Source organism: Nostoc sp., assembly GCF_036916735.1.
Classification (GTDB): Bacteria; Cyanobacteriota; Cyanobacteriia; order Cyanobacteriales; family Nostocaceae; genus Nostoc.
In genome coordinates this window covers 1-22,323 of record NZ_JBALFV010000113.1, presented here as the reverse complement: position 1 = coordinate 22,323, position 22,323 = coordinate 1, and the positions used below count along the sequence as shown (strand labels likewise).

The following is a 22,323-nucleotide window of genomic DNA, read 5'->3' as shown; positions in this document are numbered from 1 at the left end:
TTCACAATAGAAAATAATGTTTTATATTTACATCTAATTCTTGAGCTAAAAACGTAGATAATTTTTTTATAATATATAATTTTGAGAGCGTTGCATAAAGAAGGGATGAAATTTAGGCATTGAAAAGTAAAAAAACTCATCCCCTCTGTGTGAGACAAATTATCCTAAAAATATACAATGCTAATTTTTAACTTGCTGTTTGCCGTTTAAAAATTACTATTTCAGTACCAACAACTGGGTTACGCGCTATCAACCTATTTTGGGAGTCAATAATTTCTAAATGGGTAAAATCAAGTTCTTGTGAGCGTTGTAATATTTCCCCAGCTAGTTTGTCTTGCTGAGATTCTTTGAGAGTGTACCAATCGTCACTAATTTTAACCGTAAGGTTGCTGGTGCGGAAGTTGGCTTGAATTGACTTTATCAGACCAGAGGCAATGCGATCGCTAGTTTCAACTACCTGATTTTCAATAGCCGCAATCAAGGCTTGTTCTGGTGTTAATTCTATGGCTGGTGTTGGCGTTGGCGTGGGAATTGGTTCGGGTTCGGGTTCCGGCGTTGGTGGCGGGGGAGTTTCTAGTTGTGGTGGCGGCGTAATTTCCTCTGGTGGCTGTGGCGGTTGTGGTTCAGGTGCAACTGACTCACGGGGAGTAGTTATCGTTGGTGTCGGTGTTGGTGTAGGAACTTCTTCAATGGGTGGAACTGTTGCTATTTCAGTAGGTTTATTAGAAAAGACACTCGCAGTTGTCCAAAGGATAATTACAGCAATTGCAGTAACAATTCCCGTCAAAGCTGTATCTGATAACTTTGTTGACAAATTTGATGGTAAAAACAAGCGGATTGTCCTTAACAGTCCACCCCACCACAACTGAAACTGCTGGAAAAAACTGGGTTTTTCCTTAGTACCAGGTGGGGGTTCTGTCTCCAGTTTCTCCACGCTTACTTCTAAAACCCCAATCGTCCCTCGCAGAAGTTGGATAATTTTAGCCTTCCAAAATGGCTGAACTCTCTGATAAGGTTTTTGGGGAGGTTGAGTTACCTGCTCATCCGTCGGTTTTGACTGATTGTCTTGTGACATGGAACTTTCACCAAAAGCAGCGAATCAAAGACAAACAACGTACATTATTACTGGTGCTGCCTTCTTTTGCCTTAATGTATCACTTCAATTGCACGTTGCTTCAGCTAATCTGACTATTTATTAAATTTGGTGAGTTATGAACCTAAAACGCCGTCAATTTTTATTTTTAAGTAGTCTCAGCGCCATTGGTGCAGGATTTTTAGCCTGGACGTTTCGTCAAAATCATCAAATTGCTGATATTAACGATTCAACAACCGCTATAGCCGCCAACCCAGCCAAAAAAGACTTATTATTACGTTTTGTGTCTGTAGCAGATACAGGAACTGGGGCTAAGGGGCAGTATGCTGTGGCTGGAGCGATGAATGCGTATCATCAGAAAAATCCTTATTATTTAGTTGTTTTAGCTGGAGACAACATTTACAATAACGGCGAAATTGAGAAAATTAATGCAGTTTTTGAGCGTCCCTATCAAGGTTTACTTAAGCAAGGTGTGAAATTTCAAGCTTGTTTAGGTAATCACGATATTCGTACTGAAAATGGCGAGCCACAAGTCAAGTATGCTGGCTTTAATATGAAGGGACGTTACTATACATTTAAACGTAATCAAGTACAATTTTTCGCTTTAGATACTAACGATAATGCTGATTGGAAAAACCAGCTAATTTGGTTAGAAAAAGAATTAAGTCTTAGTAATGCTCCTTGGAAAGTTGTATTTGGTCATCATCCGATTTATTCATCGGGTCAGTATGGGAGTAATCCAGATTTTATTAAAACTTTCACTCCTCTATTTCAAAAATACGGTGTTCAACTTTACATCAATGGTCACGAACATAGTTATGAACGTACTCGTGCTATTGATGGGACAACTTATTTAATATGTGGCGCAGGTGCTGGTAATCGTCCTGTCGGACGTTCTGAGTGGACAAAGTATTCTACGAGTGATTTAAGTTTTGCTTCTTATGAAGTGTATAAAGATAGAATAGAAGTAAGTGCGATCGCTACTAATAATCGCGTTTTTGATAAAGGTATTATTCAGTTAAAATCAGCGTAATTATTATGAAAGTCAAGCGATTGAAAATGCAGTCCTTCCGTGGAATAGAAAAATGTATTAAATTATACTAAATTTTAGCCAACTAAGTTGGTAAACTTTTATAAATATGTAAAATTGGTTACAATAATAGCTTTTGCTAAAGTGATAATTTTAGCTACATCATCCTTTGCTTAATATTTAGTAATTAAAATTTATATCAGCACGCTGTCATTCTATTTTTGATTAAAGATTTAGATACTCGAATCTAAGTTTTTTGACATAAATTTTTTTCATTGTAGTAGATAAATTATTTATCAACCCTATAGAAAATACACAGTTAGTAAGAAATATTTATTTATATGTTCTCTGTTACCTTTACTAAACACTCATTTTGAATAACAACTATAGAAAATTTTTTAGTAATTTATTGTGACAATGACACTAATTCTTTCCCAAGCAGATTTATGGGAACTATTAAACACAGCAGAGCCAATTCAGCAAAATGGCGATTTTGATAAGTTTGACATTACTCGAAAATATCCAACCTTATTGGCACAAGGGTATCATCGGCATATTAAATTACGAGATTGCATATTTATTGATATTTACAATTGTCAGCAATATAAATCAGTAATTGTAGAATATCCGGCTAGAGAGCATTTGTTAGAATTTCGATTCTATATTATGGTGGATTCTCCGTCTAATAATATACCATTCCAGACTGGGGAATATTTCTTGAGCGGCAGTGGTATGGCTTGTGAGTGTACTGATTTAGGTGAGGAGTTACTGCGAGAAGTAACAGTAGCTATTCATCTAGAACCAGAGATATTTCGTTGTTTTGCAGGAAATACATCTGGAGAACTTCCAAAAGAATTACAACATCTGATCAGACGACCGGATCAATTAACATATGAATGCTATAGAACTCAAACTCCAGGAATGCTATTAGCACTACAGCAAATTCTTCAATGTCCTTACCAAGGTGTGACTAAACGCGTCTATCTTGAAAGCAAGGTTTGGGAATTAGCAGCATTAGTTATAGAACAAGAAATACAAATTTACCAAGGTTTTTTAAAGGTTCATGCACTTAGACCATCTGAGGTTGACTGCATTTATCATGCTAAAGAAATTTTATTAAAAAATCACGATAATCCGCCCTCTCTGATACAACTAGCACGGCAAGTGGGATTAAATGATCGCAAACTTAAAGAAGGCTTCCGTTCTGTTTTTGGAACTACAGTATTTGGTTATCTCCACAATTATCGTATGGAGCTAGCACACAATTTGCTCATCCAAGGCCAGATGAATGTTACACAGGTGGCACATCAAGTAGGCTACGCTAGTCCAACCTCATTTTACAATGCCTTTCGCAAGAAGTTTGGCGTAAGTCCTAAGTCTTGTCACGGCTAAAAAGTCCGGCTCGAAGAGAAAAAGTCCGGCTCGAAGAGGACGCGATCGCCCCAACAATTGTATTCTTTGTGAATAATCCTGGTTGGTATAAATGGGTTACTTTACCAACTTTTTCTAGTGTGGTGTATTGGTCTGGAGCGGATAAAAATGCTTGTGAAATTACCCTATGCTGTTATTAGCATCTTAATACCAATCTTCTGTGTAACTGTAGCTAATTCGGCCTATGGTGAGCAACCATCAGGTTCGGTTCGCTTTGCCAGTGAAGTGCAGTCTGCTAAAACTAGTGCAGTATATTTGTTGAGGATACCCACAGAGCAGAACAAAGTTCCCCAACTGAGTCAAACGATATTAGATGTGGTGTCAGTTACAGATGTGAAAGTGAACACCACAGATAAAGGTATAGAGTTAATTTTAATTACACAAAATTCACATAAATTACAAGTTAAAGGCAGAATAGCGGGTAATTCTTACATTGCAGATATCCCTAATGCGAAGTTACAGCTTACGAGTGGGAAGAGTTTTCAACAATTAAAGCCAGCAGTAGGAATTGCTGAGGTGACGGTTGCAAATGTAGATGTAAATATTCTACGGGTGACGGTGGTGGGTGAAACGGGTACGCCTATGGTCAATTTGTTTGATACTACAGAGGAGGGGTTGGTATTTGGAGTAACTGCTACTGCATCGACTACACAACAACCGATAACTACGCCACAGCAAAATCCCCAAACAGAACAGAACCAATCACCAATTGAATTGGAGGTAACAGCTCCACCAGACACAGATTATCACGTTCCAGATACCAGTGTCGGTACAAAAACAGATACACCACTGCGAGACATTCCCCAATCGATTCAAGTGATTCCTCGGCAGGTGTTGGACGATCAAAACGTACAAAACTTTAGCGATGCGCTTAGAAATACAGGTATAATAGGGGCGCTCGTTCCAGCCAGTACTAATGCTGATATATTTACAATTCGAGGTTTTCAACAATCCAGAGTTATTCTTCGCAATGGTTTAAGAGATCCGTCTCGCATTGATTCTGGTCGCACTCAATTAACCAACATAGAACGGATAGAAGTTCTTAAGGGACCTGGTTCGGTACTCTATGGTCAACAATCACCAGGAGGCACTGTTAACTATATTACAAAACAGCCACTTTCCGATCCCTACTTTGCTGCCAACATGAGCGTTGGGAACTATGATTTTTATCAACCCGCCCTTGATATTTCTGGTCCTTTAAACTCTGATAAAACTGCTTTATACCGCTTAAATTTTTCTTACAATAATTCGGGAAGTTTTATTGATTTCCTCAGTAGTCGGAACTTGCTAATTGCACCAGTGTTAGCTTTTCGTCTGGACAAGAACACAACATTTAAGCTGGAAGGAGAGTTTTTAAATCAAGAACAAGACAGTGTTAATAATGGTCTGCCAGCAGTGGGAACTGTACTACCTAATCCTAATGGCAAGATTCCCCTAAATCGTAATGTTTCAGAACCAACAGATTCAAACTTTCGTTATTCAACTTTGCTTAATTATAGCTTAGAGCATAAGTTTAATGAGAATTGGGCGTTGCGAAATGCTTTTCATGTCAGATTTGTACGCAACAATCAAGATATTTTCTTTCCCATAGGTTTACTATCAGATGGTCGGACTTTAAATCGGATAAAAAGTAGTTTTAATGGCCCAGCTTTGGAAAATACTTATGTGATGGATACTAACGTTGTCGGCAAGTTTAAAACAGGCAATGTTGTACACGAACTATTAATCGGTTTTGACTTATTCAGAGATATATTTGCTTCCGAAAATATTGTTAGAGAAGCTGCTTCGCTCGATTTATTTAATCCTATATATAATCAACCTTTAGGTTCTATTACATCTACAAGCAACACTAAAGGAAGAAATGATGCACTAGGGCTTTATGTTCAAGATCAAGTAAATTTATTTAACAACCTGAAATTAGTTTTGGGTGGACGCTTAGACTTTGCAGAAAATAAAGTTACTAATTTTATAACTTCCCAAACCACCAGTCAAAATGACTCTGTCTTTAGTCCTCGTGTAGGCATTGTTTACCAACCTATCGAACCTGTTTCCCTTTATGCCAGCTATAGCCAATCATTTACACAGAATGTAGGCGCAACTTTTGATGGCAGTCTCTTTGAACCTAGTCGTGGGACTCAATATGAAGTTGGGGTCAAAACTGATTTACTTAATAATAAGTTATCCGCAACACTCGCTTTGTATCAACTCACCCTATCCAATGTTCTCACACAAGACCTTGCTCATCCATCGTTTAATATTCAGACCGGGGAGCAAGAAAGTCGGGGCGTTGAGTTAAATGTGATTGGTGAAATTCTACCGGGTTGGAATGTGATTGCGTCCTACAACTATACCTATGCAGAAATTACCAATGACAACAGGTATAAAGTAGGCAATTTATTGGTGAATGTCCCTGAAAATAGTGCTAGTTTGTGGACTACTTACATCATTCCCAAAGGTTCACTCCAAGGTCTAGGAGGTGGCTTTGGTATGTTCTATGTTGGCGATCGGCAGGGTGACCTAAATAACTCGTTCAGCGTGCCAAGCTATTTACAATTAGATGCTGCACTTTACTATCGCAGAAATAACCTTCGCCTTGCACTTAATCTAAAAAATCTATCTGATGTTAGGTATTTTACTCCTCGAAGTGCTACACAGGTATATCCTAGCGATCCCTTTACAATAGTGTTAACAGCAGGGTGGGAGTTTTGATGAGGAATGGAAAAATCTCACTGCGGATAAAAATGTACCGTGTTCTTCGACTATCTTTGTTTGGTCTACTAACTCTGCTGTTAGTTTCTTCTTGTACCTACTCGTTTCGTAAAGCAGCAACTCCTCACCGAGGTTCTTTAGAGAAACCAATATCAGCCACTGTTCGGCTAGTGAAACACGCAATGGGTGAAACTCTTGTTCCTGTTAGCCCACAAAGAATAGTTGCATTAGATCCATTCCTAGCTGAAGATGCTTTAGCTTTAGGAGTTAAGTTAGTAGGCGCTCCTCAAAAGAACTTATCAGAACTTCAACTATGCTATGACCAATGTTTGAATATAAAAGATATTGGATGGAGACCCACCAATATAGAAAGAATTGTTGCTCTTAAACCTGACTTGATCTTGGGTAGCACTATTGATAACAAAGAAACCTATAAATTGTTATCGCATATAGCACCTACTGTTTTATACAAATACAGTTTTGAGGAATGGAAAGACACATTTATACAAGCAGCTAATGCTTTAAATAAGACCGAGTCAGCCCAGATGGTCTTGGCAAAATATAATACACGTTTAGCCCAATTCAAAGCCAAGATGGGCAACCGACTCCAAAAAACTGTTGTGTCATTTTTAAGCCCTAGACCTGAAATAATGGTTGTATTCACTAAAAAGTCATTTTCTGGACTTATCTTAAAGGAGGCTGATGTGGCTCGCCCAACTTCACAAATGTTACATAAAGAGGCAACCCCTGGCAAAGGAGGGAATATTGCTTATAATCTATCACGGGAACTTCTAGAAGACGTTGATGGAGATGTTCTGTTTGTCAGCCCAACATCTACTGCCAACACAACTTCTCAAAAGGTACTTCAGAAACTTCGTTCTGAACCATTGTGGTCAAAGTTAAAAGTTGTCCAGCAGGGCAAAGTTTATTTGGTTAGAGATTACTGGATATGCTGTGGTTCAATTGCAGCTAATCGCGTGCTTGACGATCTATTTAAGTATTTGCTCAACGAGTAATAGGATTTGAAATTGTTCTTTGTAAAAATAGTCTATCATGCTGGATTTAAATGCCATTCGCACGGGAATAATGCAAGAAGTACCCTATCGCTGGGCATTTTTGCAAAATCTGTTTCCACAAAAACAGAGTTTAGAGTTATCCAATAACTATCCTCAAGAAGGTTTTTATCAAGATGGCAAAGGGTTTCCAATGCGAATGGTATTTGATGAGATTCAGGATATTACTAAGCCACGAATTACTGATTCTCCCAAGCTGAATAACCTCTGGCAGCAATTGGTTAACGACCTGCACGCCACTGCTTATCGAGCTGCAGTTGGTGAATTAACTGGTTTGAACCTAATGGACGATTTAATGTACATTTATTTCTTCCGTTATGACATAGATAACTTCTTTTCTCCTCATCCTGATTCCCCCATTATCCGTATGGTGCAAATGTTTTATTTCAATCAAGAATGGAACTCTAACTGTGGTGGTTGTTTACGTATTCTAAAAGACGATAATCCTGACTCGGTTTTTCAGGAAATTCCACCATTGCTGAATACTTCAGTTATTTTGGTGCGTTCAGATAATTCCTGGCATACTGTGACCCCAGTATCAAAAGAAGCTGCTCAGTCTAGACTGACTCTAAAAGTTGCCTTTATAAACCGAGAAGAATATTTTACCTACAAGAACAATACTTAATTAAGTTCAATGATGAATTATGGTTTCTAGAATATTAAAAGCATATCCAAATCTGGCACTTGAGTACACAAATCTCATTGCTTCATGTCAAGGATAAAGTGAAGAACCTCCTACTGTTCCGGTGCATTGCGGACATAATAAAAAGTATTGGTACGATGAAAATTTGATGGTTTCACCTTTGGAAATAAACTGTGCTGATTTTTTTTATATCCTGCTTCTGATGAAATTCAACCGACAGATAATCCAGGTAAAAAAGCTGTTGCTGAAACAACAATACGAAAACTGCTGTATACGTAGGCGTAGCCCATCGTAGACCTCAGATTCACTTTATACTAAATAATATTAGTTTAATTATGACCGCAAAAGTTTATGATTCTTGAAGCAGTTATTCTTCATGTCAAATCTGGTTTGGAATCCGATTTTGAAGCTACTTTCAGAAAAGCTTCTAAAATTATTTCCTCAATGGACGGATATTTATCCCATGAATTGCATAAATGTATAGAAGTCAAAGGTAAATACTTACTATTTGTCAGATGGGAAACCTTAGAATCTCATACTGTTGGATTTAGAAATTCTGCTGAGTTTCAAGAGTGGAAAAAACTTCTACACCATTTTTATGAGCCATTTCCCACTGTTGAACACTTTGAAGAAATTAAAATATAAAAAACAAGAACCCCGCTTGATTTGATAAGTCGGGGTTCTGCGATTGTATCACTCTACTCGTTGCAACTGTGCTACTCTTGGGTCAACAATTTTTTGTCCCAAGCTAGAAAATTTAATAGCCACAGACATCTTATTACCCGTTCCAAAAACATGCGTTATTTCACCAAGCCCAAAAGTTTTATGTAATACTTGATCGCCTACTTGCCAATTCTGCTTTGTATCTTGTTTTCCATTGTGAGTAGAGGCACTTTTAGTATAAGTTTGACGACTCAGGCGTTGAGTAGTTAATAATTCTTCTGGCAACTCATCGAGAAATTGCGATCGCACAGCAGGTTCACGAGAACCATACAAACGGCGTTCTCGCGCGTGTGATAAATACAACCTTTCTTGGGCGCGAGTAATCCCCACATAACACAAGCGGCGTTCCTCTTCCAAAGATGCGGGATCGCTTAGGGAACGAAAGCCGGGAAATAACCCTTGTTCTAATCCCACCAGAAACACCACAGGAAATTCTAAACCTTTGGAAGCGTGCAAAGTCATCAAAGAAACGGCTGTTTGCCCTTCTTTTAAATTATCTAAATCGGAACTGAGGGCGGCACTATTGAGAAAATCTCGTAGGGAAACCTCTTCGTTTTCTTCTTGAAATTGCAGTGCGGCGTTATAAAGTTCTTGAACGTTTTGTACCCGATCTGTGGCTTCGTCTGTGCCTTGACTCATCAAGTCTTGAACGTAACCAGAGTCTTCTAGTATTCCTTGCAAAACCTCAGTCACAGGAAGCATACCGATTTGTCTTTGCCAACGGCTGATCATTTCGGCAAAGCTATTTACAGCTTTTGTGGCGCGTCCAGCTAATGTATTAACTGATGTTTCATCGCTGAGTATTTCCCACAGGGTTGTACCTAGTTGCTGGGAGGCGTTAACCAAAGCGTCAATAGTGGTTTTGCCAATTCCTCGCCGGGGAGTATTAATAACTCGTAATAAACTGACTGTATCAGATGGATTAGCGATCGCTCTTAAATAAGCAATCACATCTTTAATTTCTTTGCGATCGTAAAATCTCATTCCCCCTACAACTGTGTATGGAATTTGATATTTCACTAATAATTCTTCAAAGGGGCGAGATTGGGCGTTTGTCCGATAAAGTATAGCAAAACTACCCCAGTCCAACTCTGGATTTTGGTTTTTTAAAGTGCTAATTTGATTAATCACAAATGCCGCTTCTGCCAGTTCTTCATCGGCTTTGTGACAAGTAATCTGCTCACCCGGCCCCCGCGTCGGTTTGAGGATTTTATCAATCCGTTGGGTGTTATTTTCAATTAATTCATTAGCCGCTTGCAGAATGTTTTCACAAGAACGATAATTTTCTTCCAACTTAACCATCGTTCGGGTGTCATCATCTACTAAACCATCACCAAAGTCTTGCTGAAATCCTAGCAAGATGGTGAAATCTGCCATCCGAAAGCTGTAAATTGATTGGTCTGCATCACCGACAACGAAAACTGAGCGATTTTGCCATTCCCATTCGCTCTTTGTGCTTTCGCCATTAGTAACTAATAAATGAATAAGTTGATACTGAGTGCGGTTAGTATCCTGATATTCATCTACGAGAATATGGCGAAACTTGCGATGCCAGTAACCCAATACTTGCTCGTTTTGCTGAAATAATCTAGTTGGTACGAGAATTAGATCGTCAAAATCAAGAGCGTTATTTTCTGCTAACTTATCTTGATATAAACTGTAAACTTGGGCAATTACCCGCCCGCGATAATTTGGTTGGTCTTGCTCAAATTCTTGGGGGGATAAACCTTGATTTTTAGCATTACTAATAGCGTAGCGAACAGAACGAGCATCAAATTTTTTATCGTCTAAATTTAACTGTTTATTGACGATTTCTTTAATCAGAGTCATCACATCTGATTCATCAAAAATAGAGAAATTGCGATTCCAACGCCGTCCTTTTTCGTCTACATATTTTTCAATATCAAAACGGAGAATGCGAGAAAATAGACTGTGGAAAGTGCCACACCACAAATCTTTGATAGTATCTTTGTAAACTTGCGATCGCAATTGGATTTGTTGGTATTCTGTCAACAAATCCAATCGCTGACCGTATTCTTTCATCGCCAGTTGTTCCGCAAACAGCCGTTGAATCCGGTCTTTCATTTCCCGTGCGGCTTTGTTGGTAAAAGTAACGGCCAGGATATTTTCTGGATCGACGCGGTGTTTCAGAATCAGATTGGCAATGCGATAAGTCAGCGCTCGTGTTTTACCGGAACCTGCGCCAGCAACAACTAGCAACGGGCCGCAGTAATGTTCGACAGCTTGACGTTGACTGGGGTTAAGGTGACTGAGAAAGTCGATGGTTGTTGTCATGGATGTGAAAAAGCGATGTCTCCGATGGTCACTGAGCTTGTCGAAGTGCGGGCTACGCCTACGCCTGGCGTCACATCAATAGAGAATTGCTATTGCCCAGGTTACAATATCCTAACGAAACTTGGTCAACAAAGATTGGCAATATTCTTAACCAGAATGTTACTCATAAGCTAAGACCTTACGAGCTTCGCCATCAAAAGTATCAAGCATTTGATCGCGCCAGCTAAAAATGGGATCATCTGCTAGAAGTAAGGGAAATGGGCTAACGCTGCGTGCCCACTGAAAAGAGCTAAACACCACATAATCTGCCCAAGCTGGTGTTTGTCCAGCTAGAAAGCTTTGGTGCTGGAGAGTTCGACGCAGTGGGGTCAAGCTATTACGAAAGGTGACAACTCGTTGTTCCCGATCGGCAGAGATTACCTCCAATGTTGCACCAAAAGCCTTTTCGCGTGTTTGGCAAAAGTAGTCTTTGTCCTTTTCGTGTAGGTGCGAATAAATATCTGTGATAATCAATCGCATGATTTCAGGATTGAGTATTGCTTCTACCCAATCAGTAGTAAATCTGGATAACGATTTTCCAACTTCTCCACCAAATAGTGATGGGTACTTAGGGTAATTCTCCTCCAGATACTGAGCGATCGCCCAGGAATCGTAAACAACTTGTTGCTCGCGATCAACTATTACTGGCACTTTACCCTGTTCTGAGAAGGCAATAGTTTCTTTTTCAGTAAAACGCCAAGGTACAGTTTCAAAGGGCAATCCCTTATGGAGTAGAGCTAGCCGCACGCGCCAGCAGTTAGGACTAAAACGGCGATCGTCCTCAGCCCCTGCCAAATCGTACAGCTTAATCTTTGTTAATTGCATGATTGATTGTATTCCTGAAAATTTTATGCTGTCCTGACGATTCAGCCTAGATTAGTGCTAATCGAGCGCAATTTGAGCAAGGATTATCTTTACAGGATTTACGCCAAAAATTTCCAACATTATAGAATTTGAGTCAAGGCAATTTATGACTTGCCCCTACAATACGTTAATTTTTTATACGCTACATAGGTTGATCGTCAGTTCTTCTGACACTTTCTGTCGTAAGATCAGCGACGGGGATTCCAACATCAAAAAATGCTAGGCAAGCTCTAACTTTTTCTGCGAGCGTCGCTGTTTAATACTTAACCAATAAGTATTGTCACCAATAGGACTATCCACTCCTTGAGTAACCAATTGACATTGGGTAGGAATACACGATACATCATGATTCAACCGTTAAATTTTTAAAGATGAAAAATTTCTTTAATTTCAGGTTTAACCAATACCAAGGAGGGGGGATATGGATGTTAGCTTAATTGTATCCAACATTTTGAATCCGCCAATCCTGTTTTTCTTTTTAGGCATGACTGCTGTTTTTGTCAAGTCTGATTTGGAAATTCCCGCACCAGTGCCTAAACTTTTTTCGCTGTACCTATTGTTTGCCATTGGTTTTAAGGGAGGGGTAGAACTAATTAAAAGTGGCATCACTCAGGAAGTGCTTCTAACACTTGTGGCAGCAATGATGATGGCTTGTGTTGTTCCAATTTACACCTTTTTTATCCTGAAGTTGAAATTGGATACTTACGATGCTGCTGCGATCGCAGCCACCTACGGTTCTATCAGTGCCGTTACCTTCATAACAGCTAGCGCTTTTTTGACTGAGCTTGGTATTACTTTTGATGGTTACATGGTGGCAGCCCTTGCTCTAATGGAATCTCCAGCAATTATAGTTGGTCTAATTTTGGTGAATGTATTCACCGCCGATGGAAAGCGAGAGTTTTCATGGCCGGAAGTTTTGCAAGAAGCATTTCTTAACAGTTCAGTTTTTCTATTAGTCGGTAGTCTATTAATAGGTGTCTTGACAGGAGAACGCGGTTGGCACGTATTAGAACCCTTTACTCAAGGTTTGTTTTATGGCGTTCTCACTTTCTTCTTACTGGACATGGGATTGGTTGCTGCTAGAAGAATTAAAGACTTGCAAAAAACCGGAGTTTTCCTGATTTTATTTGCCATACTAATCCCAATAGTCAATGCAGGCATTGGGTTAGCGATCGCCAAATTCATCGGTATGCCTCGCGGAGATTCACTGTTGTTCGCTGTATTGTGTGCCAGTGCTTCTTATATTGCTGTCCCAGCGGCGATGCGGATGACTGTACCAGAAGCAAATCCCAGCCTGTATGTTTCCACCGCTCTAGCTGTCACATTTCCATTCAATATTATTGTAGGAATTCCGTTATATCTCTACGGAATTAACCTATTTTGGAGGTAATAATATGCACGTAGTTAAAAAGATAGAAATTATCGCTAACTCCTTTGAGCTTGCCAAAATTTTAGATAATTTAGACAAGTCGGGTGTACATAACCATGCCATAATCCGAAATGTTGCTGGTAAAGGATTACGAGGAACGACAGAAGATTTAGACATGACCATGCTTGATAATGTTTACATCCTGGCGTTTTGTATGCCAGAACAACTCAAGCCTGTTGTCGAAAATATCAAACCACTCCTTAATAAGTTCGGTGGTACTTGCTACGTTTCCGATGTGATGGAGATTCGCTCTGTCAGATGTGTTGCATCGATGTAAGAGAGTGATAAATTCAATGAAGCATTTCATGGAACGTCGTGACTTTTTGAAGTTAGGAATAACTGGAGCGTTTGGGATGATACTATCTGCCAGCGATTTATTCTGGCAGGTTAAACAGGCGAAAGCTGCCGAAATACCTTCAACTTCTCCTGAATCCCTCAGTCCTGATGCAGCCTTACAAAAGCTGATAGAGGGAAATCAGCGGTTTGTGGATCATCAACCGCAATACCCGGATCAATCTGCGCTGCGGTTGCAGGAAGTTGCTCAAGCTCAACATCCATTTGCAACTATTCTTAGTTGTGCGGATTCACGAGTACCTGCAGAAATTGTTTTCGATCAAGGCATTGGGGACATTTTTGATGTTCGGATTGCCGGAAATATTGCTACACATGAAGCGATCGGTAGTATTGAATATGCGGTTGTGTTGTTAGGCTCTCCGCTATTGATGGTAATGGGTCATGAACGTTGCGGGGCTGTAACCGCTGCTGTCCAAAACGAATCGTTGCTTGGTGATATTAGTACTTTTGTTAAGGCAATTAAGCCAGCCGTAAAAAAGGTCAAGGATCAGTCGGGTGATGCAGTTGAAAACGCTGTGGTGGCAAATGTGCAATATCAAATTGAACAGTTGAAGCACTCAAAGCTTTTAACTGAGCAGGTAGAGTCAGGCAAATTGAAAATTGTTGGAGGTCGTTATGACTTGGATACAGGGAGGGTGAGTATCATTACTTAATTCGGCAAAGGATTCCCAGATGAGGGGGAGCAGAAAAGTAGAGGGGCAGAGGGGCAGGGAAGAAGTAATTAATGCTCAATACCCAATGCCCAATACTTCTCTACGAGAGGCTGCGCCTTAAGCGTAGCTATGCCGTAGGCTTTACGACTCCTTTTGACTACGCCCCTCGGCTTTGCCCAACTCTACCAGAGGCTGCGCCTTAAGCGTAGCTATGCCGCAGGCTTTACGACTACGCCCAACTCTTCTTAGGCTACGCTTAAGGCGAAGCCTCTCGTAGAGAAGGGCAGTACAAGTGCCCAATCCCCAATGCCCAATTCAATCTTGCACAGTCATTGGTAGACGAATAGTGAAAGTAGAACCAACTCCTGGCTGGCTTTTGACAATAATTTCACCACCCATCATCTGGCAAAAGTAGCGGCTAATTGCCAACCCTAATCCCGTACCTCCATACTTTTTCGTAGTCGAGGTATCACCTTGTGTAAAAGGTTGAAATAACTGTTGCTGTTGACGGTGAGACATACCTATACCTGTGTCGGTAACGGTGAAAACAATGCTGCCCAAAGGAGCCTCCGGTCGGAATTCATCCTTTTCTATTTTGACTGTCAGCGTCACCTTCCCATTTGTAGTAAATTTACTAGCGTTGCTGAGTAAGTTTAATAATACCTGCCGCATTCTAGTTTGATCGGCGTACATGGTGCCAAGTTGCTCATCAAAATCCACCTCTAAAACATTGGCATTTTTTTCTATAGCTGGTTTGACTGTGAGGACAACGTTCTGAATCAGCATCGCAATCTCAAAAGTCTCTGGATAGAGGGTCATTTTCCCCGCTTCAATTTTTGACAAGTCGAGGATTTCGTTAATCAAGTGTAGTAGATGCTTACCAGCAGCGTTAATTGTTTCTAAGTCTATGATAAAGTCTGCCGATAAACCAAGATCGGTAGCGTCGTCTTCTAAAAGTTGGCTCAAACCAATGACAGCATTTAATGGTGTGCGTAATTCGTGGCTGACATTGGCTAAAAATACGCTTTTTGCCTTGCTAGCAGCTTCAGCTAATTCTTTAGCTTGTTGTAGTTCTTTTGTTCGCTCGGATACTCGCTCAATCAGACGATTTAGAGATTTGGCAAGTAGGCCAATTTCATCTTCAGTGGTGACAGGCGCTCGCAAATCGAAATTGTGTTTCCTTGCAACTTGTTCAGCTACTTGGGTTACAGTGATCACTGGTTCAGCGATCGCCCGACTGGTACGCCAAGCGACAATAGCTGCGATCACTACCGAAACCAGCATACTTATAATCACGATGAATCGCTCAACTATTCTCGCCTGCTCAACGGCTTTTTGCCTTTCTTGCTCCTGATCTTCAGCAGTTTGCAGGATGTTAGTCAAGCTTTGAGAAAGCTGGTCTAGCTGCATGGCTGTTTCACCACGCATTATTGTTAATAACTGCGATCGGGCAGAAGAAATCTGCTGAGGCTGCACTTTTTGGGAGTCAATCTTCTTTAAAACGACCTCTATTTGTTCAACGTAAGCTTTTAAATTAATTTTGTAATCCTGCAATAATGTTTGTAAAGTCGAACTTGTTGCAGCTAGTCTTTTAGGTTTACTGTCGATAAATCCGCCAATTTTTAACTCTAGTTGCTTGGCTTTTTCAACATTATTCAGAAAATCGGCTTTTTTGCTTTGTAGCTGTTGTGAATTTTCCAATACAGCAACTAGGTTAGAGCTATGTAATTGCGCCCCAACTACTGCATCTTTATAGTTACTCAGTAGTTGCCCTTGTTCGTATGCTTGATTGAACTGCCTAACTTCCCTTCCTCGGTAGTAATTAGCAATCACTAACCCAGTCAGTGAGCCAAAAAAGCCAATTCCAATAGCTACAAAGTACCCATAGCCAATTTTTTGATGGATGCGCCAGGAACTGGCTTTGAGTTTCCCTCGTGAAGGAAATTCTATTGTCGGGAGTTCGTCTGTCGATGGCTCTTCGGCTGACACTTTTTTGCTTTCTGAACTGCTGTCGATAAAGGTTGGCTTTTGAGAAAGGCATTTCTCAAACCTCCTTGCCTTCCCACAAAAATCACCAAATCAGTTTAGCTTATGCAAACACTATAATTGGTGATTAACATTTACATTATCTTCTTTTATAGCAATAGCAAATCGTTACTTACTATATAATTAACATGTACTTAAATCATATAAGCCACTTTTATGACAAATTTATTAAGTATAATTATTTAGAGCAAATAGAATTCACTTTTTTCAGCAGCTACAAATAATTTCCTGTACTAAAGACCTATCTGAGACTATATTCTCCTTAACACAAGACTTTCCTCAATATGCGGTTGATAACAATGAGTTCTTGCCATCAGGTATGCCACTACTCTACCTTAACTGCTTCCTTATGAAATTAATACAATCAGGAAAAAAACAAAAGCTTTGACATTCGTTAAGCATTGGGCATTGGGCACTTGTACTGCCCAACTCTACCAGAGGCTACGCTTAGGGCGCAGCCTCTGGTAGAGTTGGGCGTAGTCGAAGTAAGCCGAGGTAGAGACTTGTACTGAGCTTGTCCTGAGCTTGTCCTGAGCTTGTCCTCTTGGTAGTCGTAAAGCCTGCGGCATAGCTACGCTTAAGGCGCAGCCTAAGAAGAGTTGGGCGTAGTCGTAAAGCCTGCGGCATAGCTACGCTTAAGGCGCAGCCTCTGGTAGAATTGGGCAAAGCCGAGGGGCGTAGTCCTAAAGCCTGCGGTATAGCTACGCTTAGGGCGCAGCCTCTGGTAGAGTTGGGCGCAGTCGAAGTAGCCGAGGGGAGCCGTAAAGCCTACGGCATAGCTACGCTTAAGGCGCAGCCTCTCGTAGAGAAGTATTGGGCATGGGGCATTGGTTATAAATTCTTCTCCCTCTGGTTCCTTGCTCCCTCTCATCTCCAAGGCATAGTCATCAAAAAAGAGCTTAAAAGTCTAGTCTGTGTGAACACACAAAAATTTTTATTCCGTATTAATATCAATACGAATGCGTAATTGACGGACGCTGCTTAAGATAGCTTTAATATCGGCTCAAATCGGGTTTTAGGCTTATATAAATGAGAGGTGGGCTGATTTTTGCCAGATTTGTACTTAATTTAGTACGATTATGAGCGAATGAAACGGAATGGGATAATCATAACCTGATGATTCCAGTTGATTCAAAAAAAAGAACTCAGAAAGGCTTATCAGAGTCCATTCTGTTGCCTTCTAAGTTCTATCCTCCTCTTGAGTGTCTACCTTGTAGTTGATGCAGTAGACATTACGGGGCAATTATAGTTATAGGACACTAAAACCCTTTTGTGCCCTTTACGCAATTGTATTAATGCACAAGTGCATTACCTAATCAACAGACTTTTGGATGTAATTATCCAGATTAGAAAAACTCAACTGTCAAATTTATAGGAGTGAAAATGCCAGAACAAGAATTTAGTGAAACCGCATCCAAAGAGACTACAGTGGCAGACATCAACAGCCAAACAGGAACCATCACCAAACTTCAGCCTCCTGCACAGTCTCAAGATGAATGGCAAAAATATGGTGAGCAAATTTCTACCTTTTTAGCAACATTGCCAGAATATCTGGGAGGCTTCTTTAATCAATATAAGCAACCTCTGATCACTGTTGGTTTAATTGTGGGATCAATTGTTGGGGTTAAAGTACTCTTGGCAATATTAGATGCTTTGAATGATATCCCCTTGGTAGCACCTACTTTTGAGTTGATCGGTATTGGTTACTCTGCTTGGTTTGTTTATCGGTATTTACTCAAAGCCTCAACCAGGAAAGAGTTAACTACTGAAATCACCACTCTTAAATCACAAGTGGTTGGTCAACAAATTCCAGAAGCTTAATAGTGATTATCTCTTCTCTATGAGATCCTTCGCTACGAGACGCTTTGCGTAGCTTGCTTCCACGTTCGCAAAGCGTGCCGTAGGCAAGTGGTACGGCAAGCTCAGAGCAAGGCGCTATGCGTAGCTTGCTCTTGTGTAGAAGTAAGCTCTAGTTGCAAATCACTGAAGTCTGATCGCCGACTTCTGGCGATCAGACTCAGACTTCTACAAGTCACTTCTTCTGACCTTTGGTTTAATGTAAGTTCGATTAACCTCTCCTGACTTGAACTAAAGTTCAAGTCTATCCCTCTTTAATAGGACTTACGCAAACTCTACGATTCTTAGCGTTCTTCGCTAACGAGACGCTTGCTTTGGAGTGGGCGAGAGTTTTGGAGACACGCTACCTGATGCCTGTGATGAGCTACGCCTACGCACTATATTTTGAGATGAAATTCTCTCCAACTTGCCTTGTTTTACTAAAGCTTGATGAATCATCGCCGCCACTTCAGCCCTAGTAGCTACTTTATTAGGAGCAAGAATTTGTGGATTTGGATAGTTAACTACCAGACCATTTGCTGTAGCAGCAGCTATTTTGCTAGTGGCATAAGTTGGAATATCTTTAGGATCTTTATAGACACTTAAAATCTGATTTTGGGAAGAGGGTGCTTTCAAATTCAATCCACTAACAAGGGCAACTAGAACTTGCACTCGTGTAATATTTTGTTGTGGTTTGAAGGTTTTTTTCGGGTAGCCTTTGAGAAATCCGGTACTGATAGCTTGGTCAATTGCTGAATTAGCCCAGAATTTTGCTGGTACATCTTGAAATGCGATCGCAGTCTTAGACGGTTCTTGCTCAAAGGCTTTTTGCAGGATAGCAGCAAATTCGGCACGGTTTACAGGCTGATTTGGTCTAAAAGAATAGTCAGGAAACCCTTTGAGAATCCCACGGGAAGAAAGAACATCTATAAAACGCCGACTCCAAAAGTTATTAGGCACATCGTTAAATGCAATTGGCGGCGGAATGATTGATTTTGGTTTTGCTGGAGTTACTAAAGGCAACGCTGATGATTTGAGTGATGACTCAAGTTCTGTTGGAGGGGATACAGGTGTTTGTAGTTGTGGGGATGGAGTTGGGATTACCAGAATAGATGGTAAAACTGCGCGGTAAGGAGTTGCGCTGTTACTTGAGAATGCAGGTGTCTTGGGTTCAACAACAGCTTCAGGTGGAGAAGAGGGCAAAACGTTGTTAGGGGCTACATTTGGTTCTACCTTGGGAGTAGGGAAGGGCGATACTTGATTTGGTTGAACACTTCTAGAGGGAGTAGAGGAAGGCGACAGCAACCCGTTTAAGTTCCAGCTAGAATCCCTGCGCGACAATGACCAAAAAAGAATTGCTCCGATAGTGGCGAAGGCAACCAGAATGGCTATAAATTCATCAAATCCAAGGGCAGTTCTTTGGGATGACTCCGGTTCAGAAAGAGGTCTATTTGTCATCGTGATTACCCTGGTAGCAGTAAAAATTTGTGTCTAAACAAATTAAGCCATAGATGACTCTTTTACACCAGCCTTTTTTTAATTCGTAATTCGTAATTCATAGAGAAATATTAAGCTTGTGGTTCAACGCCAAGCAAGGTCTAACCACAAGCCGCTTTGCGTCTACGCAATTGGGCGGCTAAACGATCAGCTCTTTGGGATTCCTGCTCGGCGGGGATGCTCTTGCCAATTTTTGCCTTTGGCACGCTTTGCAAACACGAACGCGCCATCAGACTCAGGAAGCTGGGTATGGTCAGGGAAAGGAGTAAGGGCGGTGGATGGGTTGGTTACAGAGGTCATAACGCTACCTTTGCACTTTTTGTAAAGGTTGTTTTCAGTGTAGCTTGCGATCGCTGTCTAAATATTCTCCAATTTTCACCCTGAGAGATCACTAGTACAGGTCGGTGGAAATAAACCGAGTATTTCATTACAGTCAGGAAGCCCAAAATTCAAGTATGCATGAGTTTTGACTTGCGCCTTACGGTAGATATCTAAACCGAAACCGGATTTAGAGGATGACAAAATGTAAAATATTAACTTATTGTTTACCTAATATTTGTAAAACTCAGGGTATACAGTGCCAGAAGAATTCAGTTACCAAATCTCACCACCATTTGTGTCTCTTGGTAGCGATCGCGATATCGATTTAGATTCAACCCTCCAAGAACTACCAATGTACAACTTCCCAGTGGAAATCAATCACACTGGTATAGAGGTGGCTAGTTTTTTGGAAAAATACCCCCAGCTACCAGGAGTAATTTTGGTAGAACAGGGAAAGTTCATTGGGATGATTTCGCGACGGCGACTGCTGGAATTTTTGATTCGCCCATTCGGACAAGAGTTATTTCTTCAGCAACCATTAGGCGTTATCTACAGCTATGCCCGGATACCGATGTTGCTACTTGCTGATACAACATCGATTTTAACTGCAATGCAACTTAGCTTAAAACGATCGCCAGAATTATTAGCAGAACCAATTGTAGTAGAAACAGAATCTGGTGCTTATAGATTGTTAGATGTTCAAGAATTAAATATTATTTCTTGGCAAATTCGAGGAATTGACAATCTGGTGCGGTATGAACGCAGCCAAGCCCAAATGATTCAAAATGATAAAATGGCAAATTTGGGACGTTTGGTAGACGGTGTAGCGCATGAAATTTTAGACCCAGTGGGTTTTATTTGGGGTAACATAACTTACGTCTCAACCTATAGCCAAGATTTGCTTAAGCTGATAGCGGCTTATGAAAAAGAGTTACCTTCAGCTTCCCAGGCAATTAATCAGATTAAAAAAGAGATTGAGTTTGATTTTTTAGAACCAGATTTGTTGCGATCGCTTGCTAGTATCCGCACTGGAGCGGAAAGATTAAAAAAACTCGTCAACAGCTTACAAAATTTCTGTCATATCGACGAGCTTTATCCTAAACCTGTAGATTTACACGCTTGTATTGATAGTATTATTTTATTAATTAATAGTCGTCTTCAAGGAGAAATTGAAATCGTTAAATACTATGGTCAATTACCCCCAGTGTATTGCTTTATGGGCCAGTTGAACCAAGTTTTGATGAATATTTTTAGCGAAATTGTAGATACTTTACTCAATGAAACAGTGCGACAAAAGTTGCATCGAGAAGATACAAAAACTTTTCAAAAACCCCGAATTGAGATTACTACAGAAGTAATTTCCCAGGAAGCAACTAACCCAAATGCACCCGATTCTCGCTGGATATTAATTCGTATTGCTGACAATGGTCCTGGAATGTCTCAAGAATTGCAACAGCAAATTATGGAATCGTTTTCTCTGGAAACGAAGAATAGTAAAAATACTAGTTTAGCAGTAAGTTATCGAATTATAACAGTGAGACATGGTGGTAAATTAAGTTTTCATTCACAGACTGGTATCGGTACAAAATTTGAAATCTTATTACCTTTAGTTTGATTAGACCTCTTGCAAAAGTCAACCCCAACTCTTGGAAACTAAATTCGCGTTAGGAGAAGGGATCAGGGCAAACGCATCTAAATATTGACAAGCCACCCTAAGAGTGGAATTCACCAAGACCCCGTTCAGACATGACTTTGAGGAATTAAATATTTAGGGTTATAGTAATGACAATCATTATAAGGAGGAAGTTAAAGGCAGTCGACGGCTACCAGATTTGATAATATTGACGCAAGAATTATTAGAAGCGATCGCAAGCGAACGAGCGACAATAACTCCAGATATGCTCCTAACTAACACATTTTATAACCCTTATATAGCAAGGCTTTGAGCCAAACAAAAAAATGTATTTGTTTCATTCGTTACTAGCAACGAAAAACGCGGCTAGTCGGGCGTTCACATCTTGCACCAAGCCCAAACGACTGAAAGTCGCGGCTACACAAACCAAGTCCGCCTGCGCGGACTAACGAAAAATCAAGTGTTTTGAAGCCTGCCTCTCCAGGCTTTGTTCTCTTAGCCGCGATTTTAATTGTTAGCTGCAAGATGTCAGTATTTGCTTAAAGAATTTAGATTTGCTTAATCCCTCTTTTGTTACTTTGGGGAGAGTATAATCAGGAAGGAAACCGGAAATAGTAATTAGTAGGGATGGTTACGCCACGCAGAGAAGCAGTA

19 protein-coding genes and 1 pseudogene are annotated in these 22,323 nt (G+C 40.4%); 13 read left to right on the top strand and 7 right to left on the bottom strand.

Going from position 1 to position 22,323, the window contains the following annotated elements; genetic code table 11:
- Positions 1 to 187: 187 nt before the first annotated feature.
- Positions 188 to 1,075 carry a hypothetical protein gene (locus V7L20_RS28225; RefSeq protein WP_334747251.1) on the bottom strand — a complete coding sequence of 296 codons (888 nt, stop codon included), beginning with the start codon at positions 1,073 to 1,075 and terminating at the stop codon, positions 188 to 190.
- A gap of 136 nt (positions 1,076 to 1,211) precedes the next feature.
- Here V7L20_RS28225 and V7L20_RS28220 point away from each other — a divergent pair, with 136 nt between their 5' ends.
- The 7 genes from V7L20_RS28220 (at position 1,212) to V7L20_RS28190 (ending at position 8,624) form a co-directional block, all read left to right on the top strand.
- Positions 1,212 to 2,126, top strand: coding sequence for a metallophosphoesterase family protein (locus tag V7L20_RS28220; RefSeq protein ID WP_334747250.1), 915 nt, complete (start codon positions 1,212 to 1,214; stop codon positions 2,124 to 2,126).
- A gap of 414 nt (positions 2,127 to 2,540) precedes the next feature.
- Positions 2,541 to 3,515: a helix-turn-helix transcriptional regulator gene (locus tag V7L20_RS28215; protein ID WP_334747261.1), complete on the top strand. Its 975-nt coding sequence runs from the start codon at positions 2,541 to 2,543 to the stop codon at positions 3,513 to 3,515.
- Positions 3,503 to 3,694, top strand: a complete 192-nt coding sequence (locus V7L20_RS28210) for a hypothetical protein (protein WP_334747249.1) — start codon at positions 3,503 to 3,505, stop codon at positions 3,692 to 3,694. The genes V7L20_RS28215 and V7L20_RS28210 overlap by 13 nt, the downstream gene beginning before the upstream one ends.
- Positions 3,663 to 6,263 carry a TonB-dependent siderophore receptor gene (locus V7L20_RS28205; RefSeq protein WP_334747248.1) on the top strand — a complete coding sequence of 867 codons (2,601 nt, stop codon included), beginning with the start codon at positions 3,663 to 3,665 and terminating at the stop codon, positions 6,261 to 6,263. Before V7L20_RS28210 ends, V7L20_RS28205 begins: the two co-directional genes overlap by 32 nt.
- A 32-nt stretch (positions 6,264 to 6,295) precedes the next feature.
- Positions 6,296 to 7,279, top strand: a complete 984-nt coding sequence (locus V7L20_RS28200; protein WP_334747247.1) for an iron-siderophore ABC transporter substrate-binding protein — start codon at positions 6,296 to 6,298, stop codon at positions 7,277 to 7,279.
- Between the two features lie 37 nt (positions 7,280 to 7,316).
- On the top strand, positions 7,317 to 7,961 hold the full coding sequence (locus tag V7L20_RS28195; protein WP_334747246.1) for a 2OG-Fe(II) oxygenase family protein: 645 nt from the start codon (positions 7,317 to 7,319) through the stop codon (positions 7,959 to 7,961).
- 369 nt (positions 7,962 to 8,330) lie between these two features.
- On the top strand, positions 8,331 to 8,624 hold the full coding sequence (locus V7L20_RS28190; protein ID WP_334747245.1) for an antibiotic biosynthesis monooxygenase family protein: 294 nt from the start codon (positions 8,331 to 8,333) through the stop codon (positions 8,622 to 8,624).
- Between the two features lie 48 nt (positions 8,625 to 8,672).
- Here the strand turns inward: V7L20_RS28190 and pcrA are convergent, their stop codons facing one another.
- Together pcrA and V7L20_RS28180 are read right to left on the bottom strand one after the other, a co-directional pair.
- Positions 8,673 to 10,997 carry a DNA helicase PcrA gene (pcrA, locus tag V7L20_RS28185; protein ID WP_334747244.1) on the bottom strand — a complete coding sequence of 775 codons (2,325 nt, stop codon included), beginning with the start codon at positions 10,995 to 10,997 and terminating at the stop codon, positions 8,673 to 8,675.
- Positions 10,998 to 11,156: 159 nt separating this feature from the next.
- On the bottom strand, positions 11,157 to 11,861 hold the full coding sequence (locus tag V7L20_RS28180; RefSeq protein WP_334747243.1) for a glutathione S-transferase family protein: 705 nt from the start codon (positions 11,859 to 11,861) through the stop codon (positions 11,157 to 11,159).
- A 460-nt stretch (positions 11,862 to 12,321) separates the two neighbouring features.
- Here V7L20_RS28180 and V7L20_RS28175 point away from each other — a divergent pair, with 460 nt between their 5' ends.
- The 4 genes from V7L20_RS28175 (at position 12,322) to V7L20_RS28160 (ending at position 14,539) form a co-directional block, all read left to right on the top strand.
- A complete protein-coding gene (locus V7L20_RS28175) occupies positions 12,322 to 13,290 on the top strand; it encodes a sodium-dependent bicarbonate transport family permease (RefSeq protein ID WP_334747242.1) in 969 nt (322 codons plus the stop codon).
- A gap of 4 nt (positions 13,291 to 13,294) precedes the next feature.
- The gene (locus V7L20_RS28170; protein WP_322666570.1) at positions 13,295 to 13,606 is read left to right on the top strand and encodes a P-II family nitrogen regulator; all 312 of its coding nucleotides are present in this window, start codon (positions 13,295 to 13,297) and stop codon (positions 13,604 to 13,606) included.
- A 28-nt stretch (positions 13,607 to 13,634) separates the two neighbouring features.
- A complete protein-coding gene (locus V7L20_RS28165) occupies positions 13,635 to 14,336 on the top strand; it encodes a carbonic anhydrase (RefSeq protein ID WP_334747241.1) in 702 nt (233 codons plus the stop codon).
- 71 nt (positions 14,337 to 14,407) lie between these two features.
- Positions 14,408 to 14,539 (top strand): hypothetical protein, encoded by a 132-nt coding sequence (locus tag V7L20_RS28160; RefSeq protein ID WP_334747240.1) that lies wholly within the window; start codon positions 14,408 to 14,410, stop codon positions 14,537 to 14,539.
- Positions 14,540 to 14,651: 112 nt separating this feature from the next.
- Here V7L20_RS28160 and V7L20_RS28155 read toward each other — a convergent pair whose 3' ends face one another.
- Together V7L20_RS28155 and V7L20_RS28150 are read right to left on the bottom strand one after the other, a co-directional pair.
- Positions 14,652 to 16,325 carry a sensor histidine kinase gene (locus V7L20_RS28155; protein WP_334747239.1) on the bottom strand — a complete coding sequence of 558 codons (1,674 nt, stop codon included), beginning with the start codon at positions 16,323 to 16,325 and terminating at the stop codon, positions 14,652 to 14,654.
- A 646-nt stretch (positions 16,326 to 16,971) separates the two neighbouring features.
- Positions 16,972 to 17,253 carry a hypothetical protein gene (locus V7L20_RS28150; RefSeq protein ID WP_334747238.1) on the bottom strand — a complete coding sequence of 94 codons (282 nt, stop codon included), beginning with the start codon at positions 17,251 to 17,253 and terminating at the stop codon, positions 16,972 to 16,974.
- 512 nt (positions 17,254 to 17,765) lie between these two features.
- Here V7L20_RS28150 and V7L20_RS28145 point away from each other — a divergent pair.
- Positions 17,766 to 18,203 (top strand): CAAD domain-containing protein, encoded by a 438-nt coding sequence (locus V7L20_RS28145; protein WP_334747237.1) that lies wholly within the window; start codon positions 17,766 to 17,768, stop codon positions 18,201 to 18,203.
- 333 nt (positions 18,204 to 18,536) lie between these two features.
- On the opposite strand, the gene V7L20_RS28140 is transcribed toward V7L20_RS28145, so the two are convergent.
- Positions 18,537 to 19,676: an S-layer homology domain-containing protein gene (locus tag V7L20_RS28140; RefSeq protein WP_334747236.1), complete on the bottom strand. Its 1,140-nt coding sequence runs from the start codon at positions 19,674 to 19,676 to the stop codon at positions 18,537 to 18,539.
- 210 nt (positions 19,677 to 19,886) lie between these two features.
- Positions 19,887 to 20,015: pseudogene (locus tag V7L20_RS28135) on the bottom strand (Uma2 family endonuclease); the annotation flags it as partial.
- 277 nt (positions 20,016 to 20,292) lie between these two features.
- Between V7L20_RS28135 and V7L20_RS28130 the strand changes: the two are divergent.
- Entirely contained in the window at positions 20,293 to 21,651 is a 1,359-nt protein-coding gene (locus V7L20_RS28130; protein WP_334747235.1) for a sensor histidine kinase, read from the top strand.
- Positions 21,652 to 22,323: the final 672 nt, after the last annotated feature.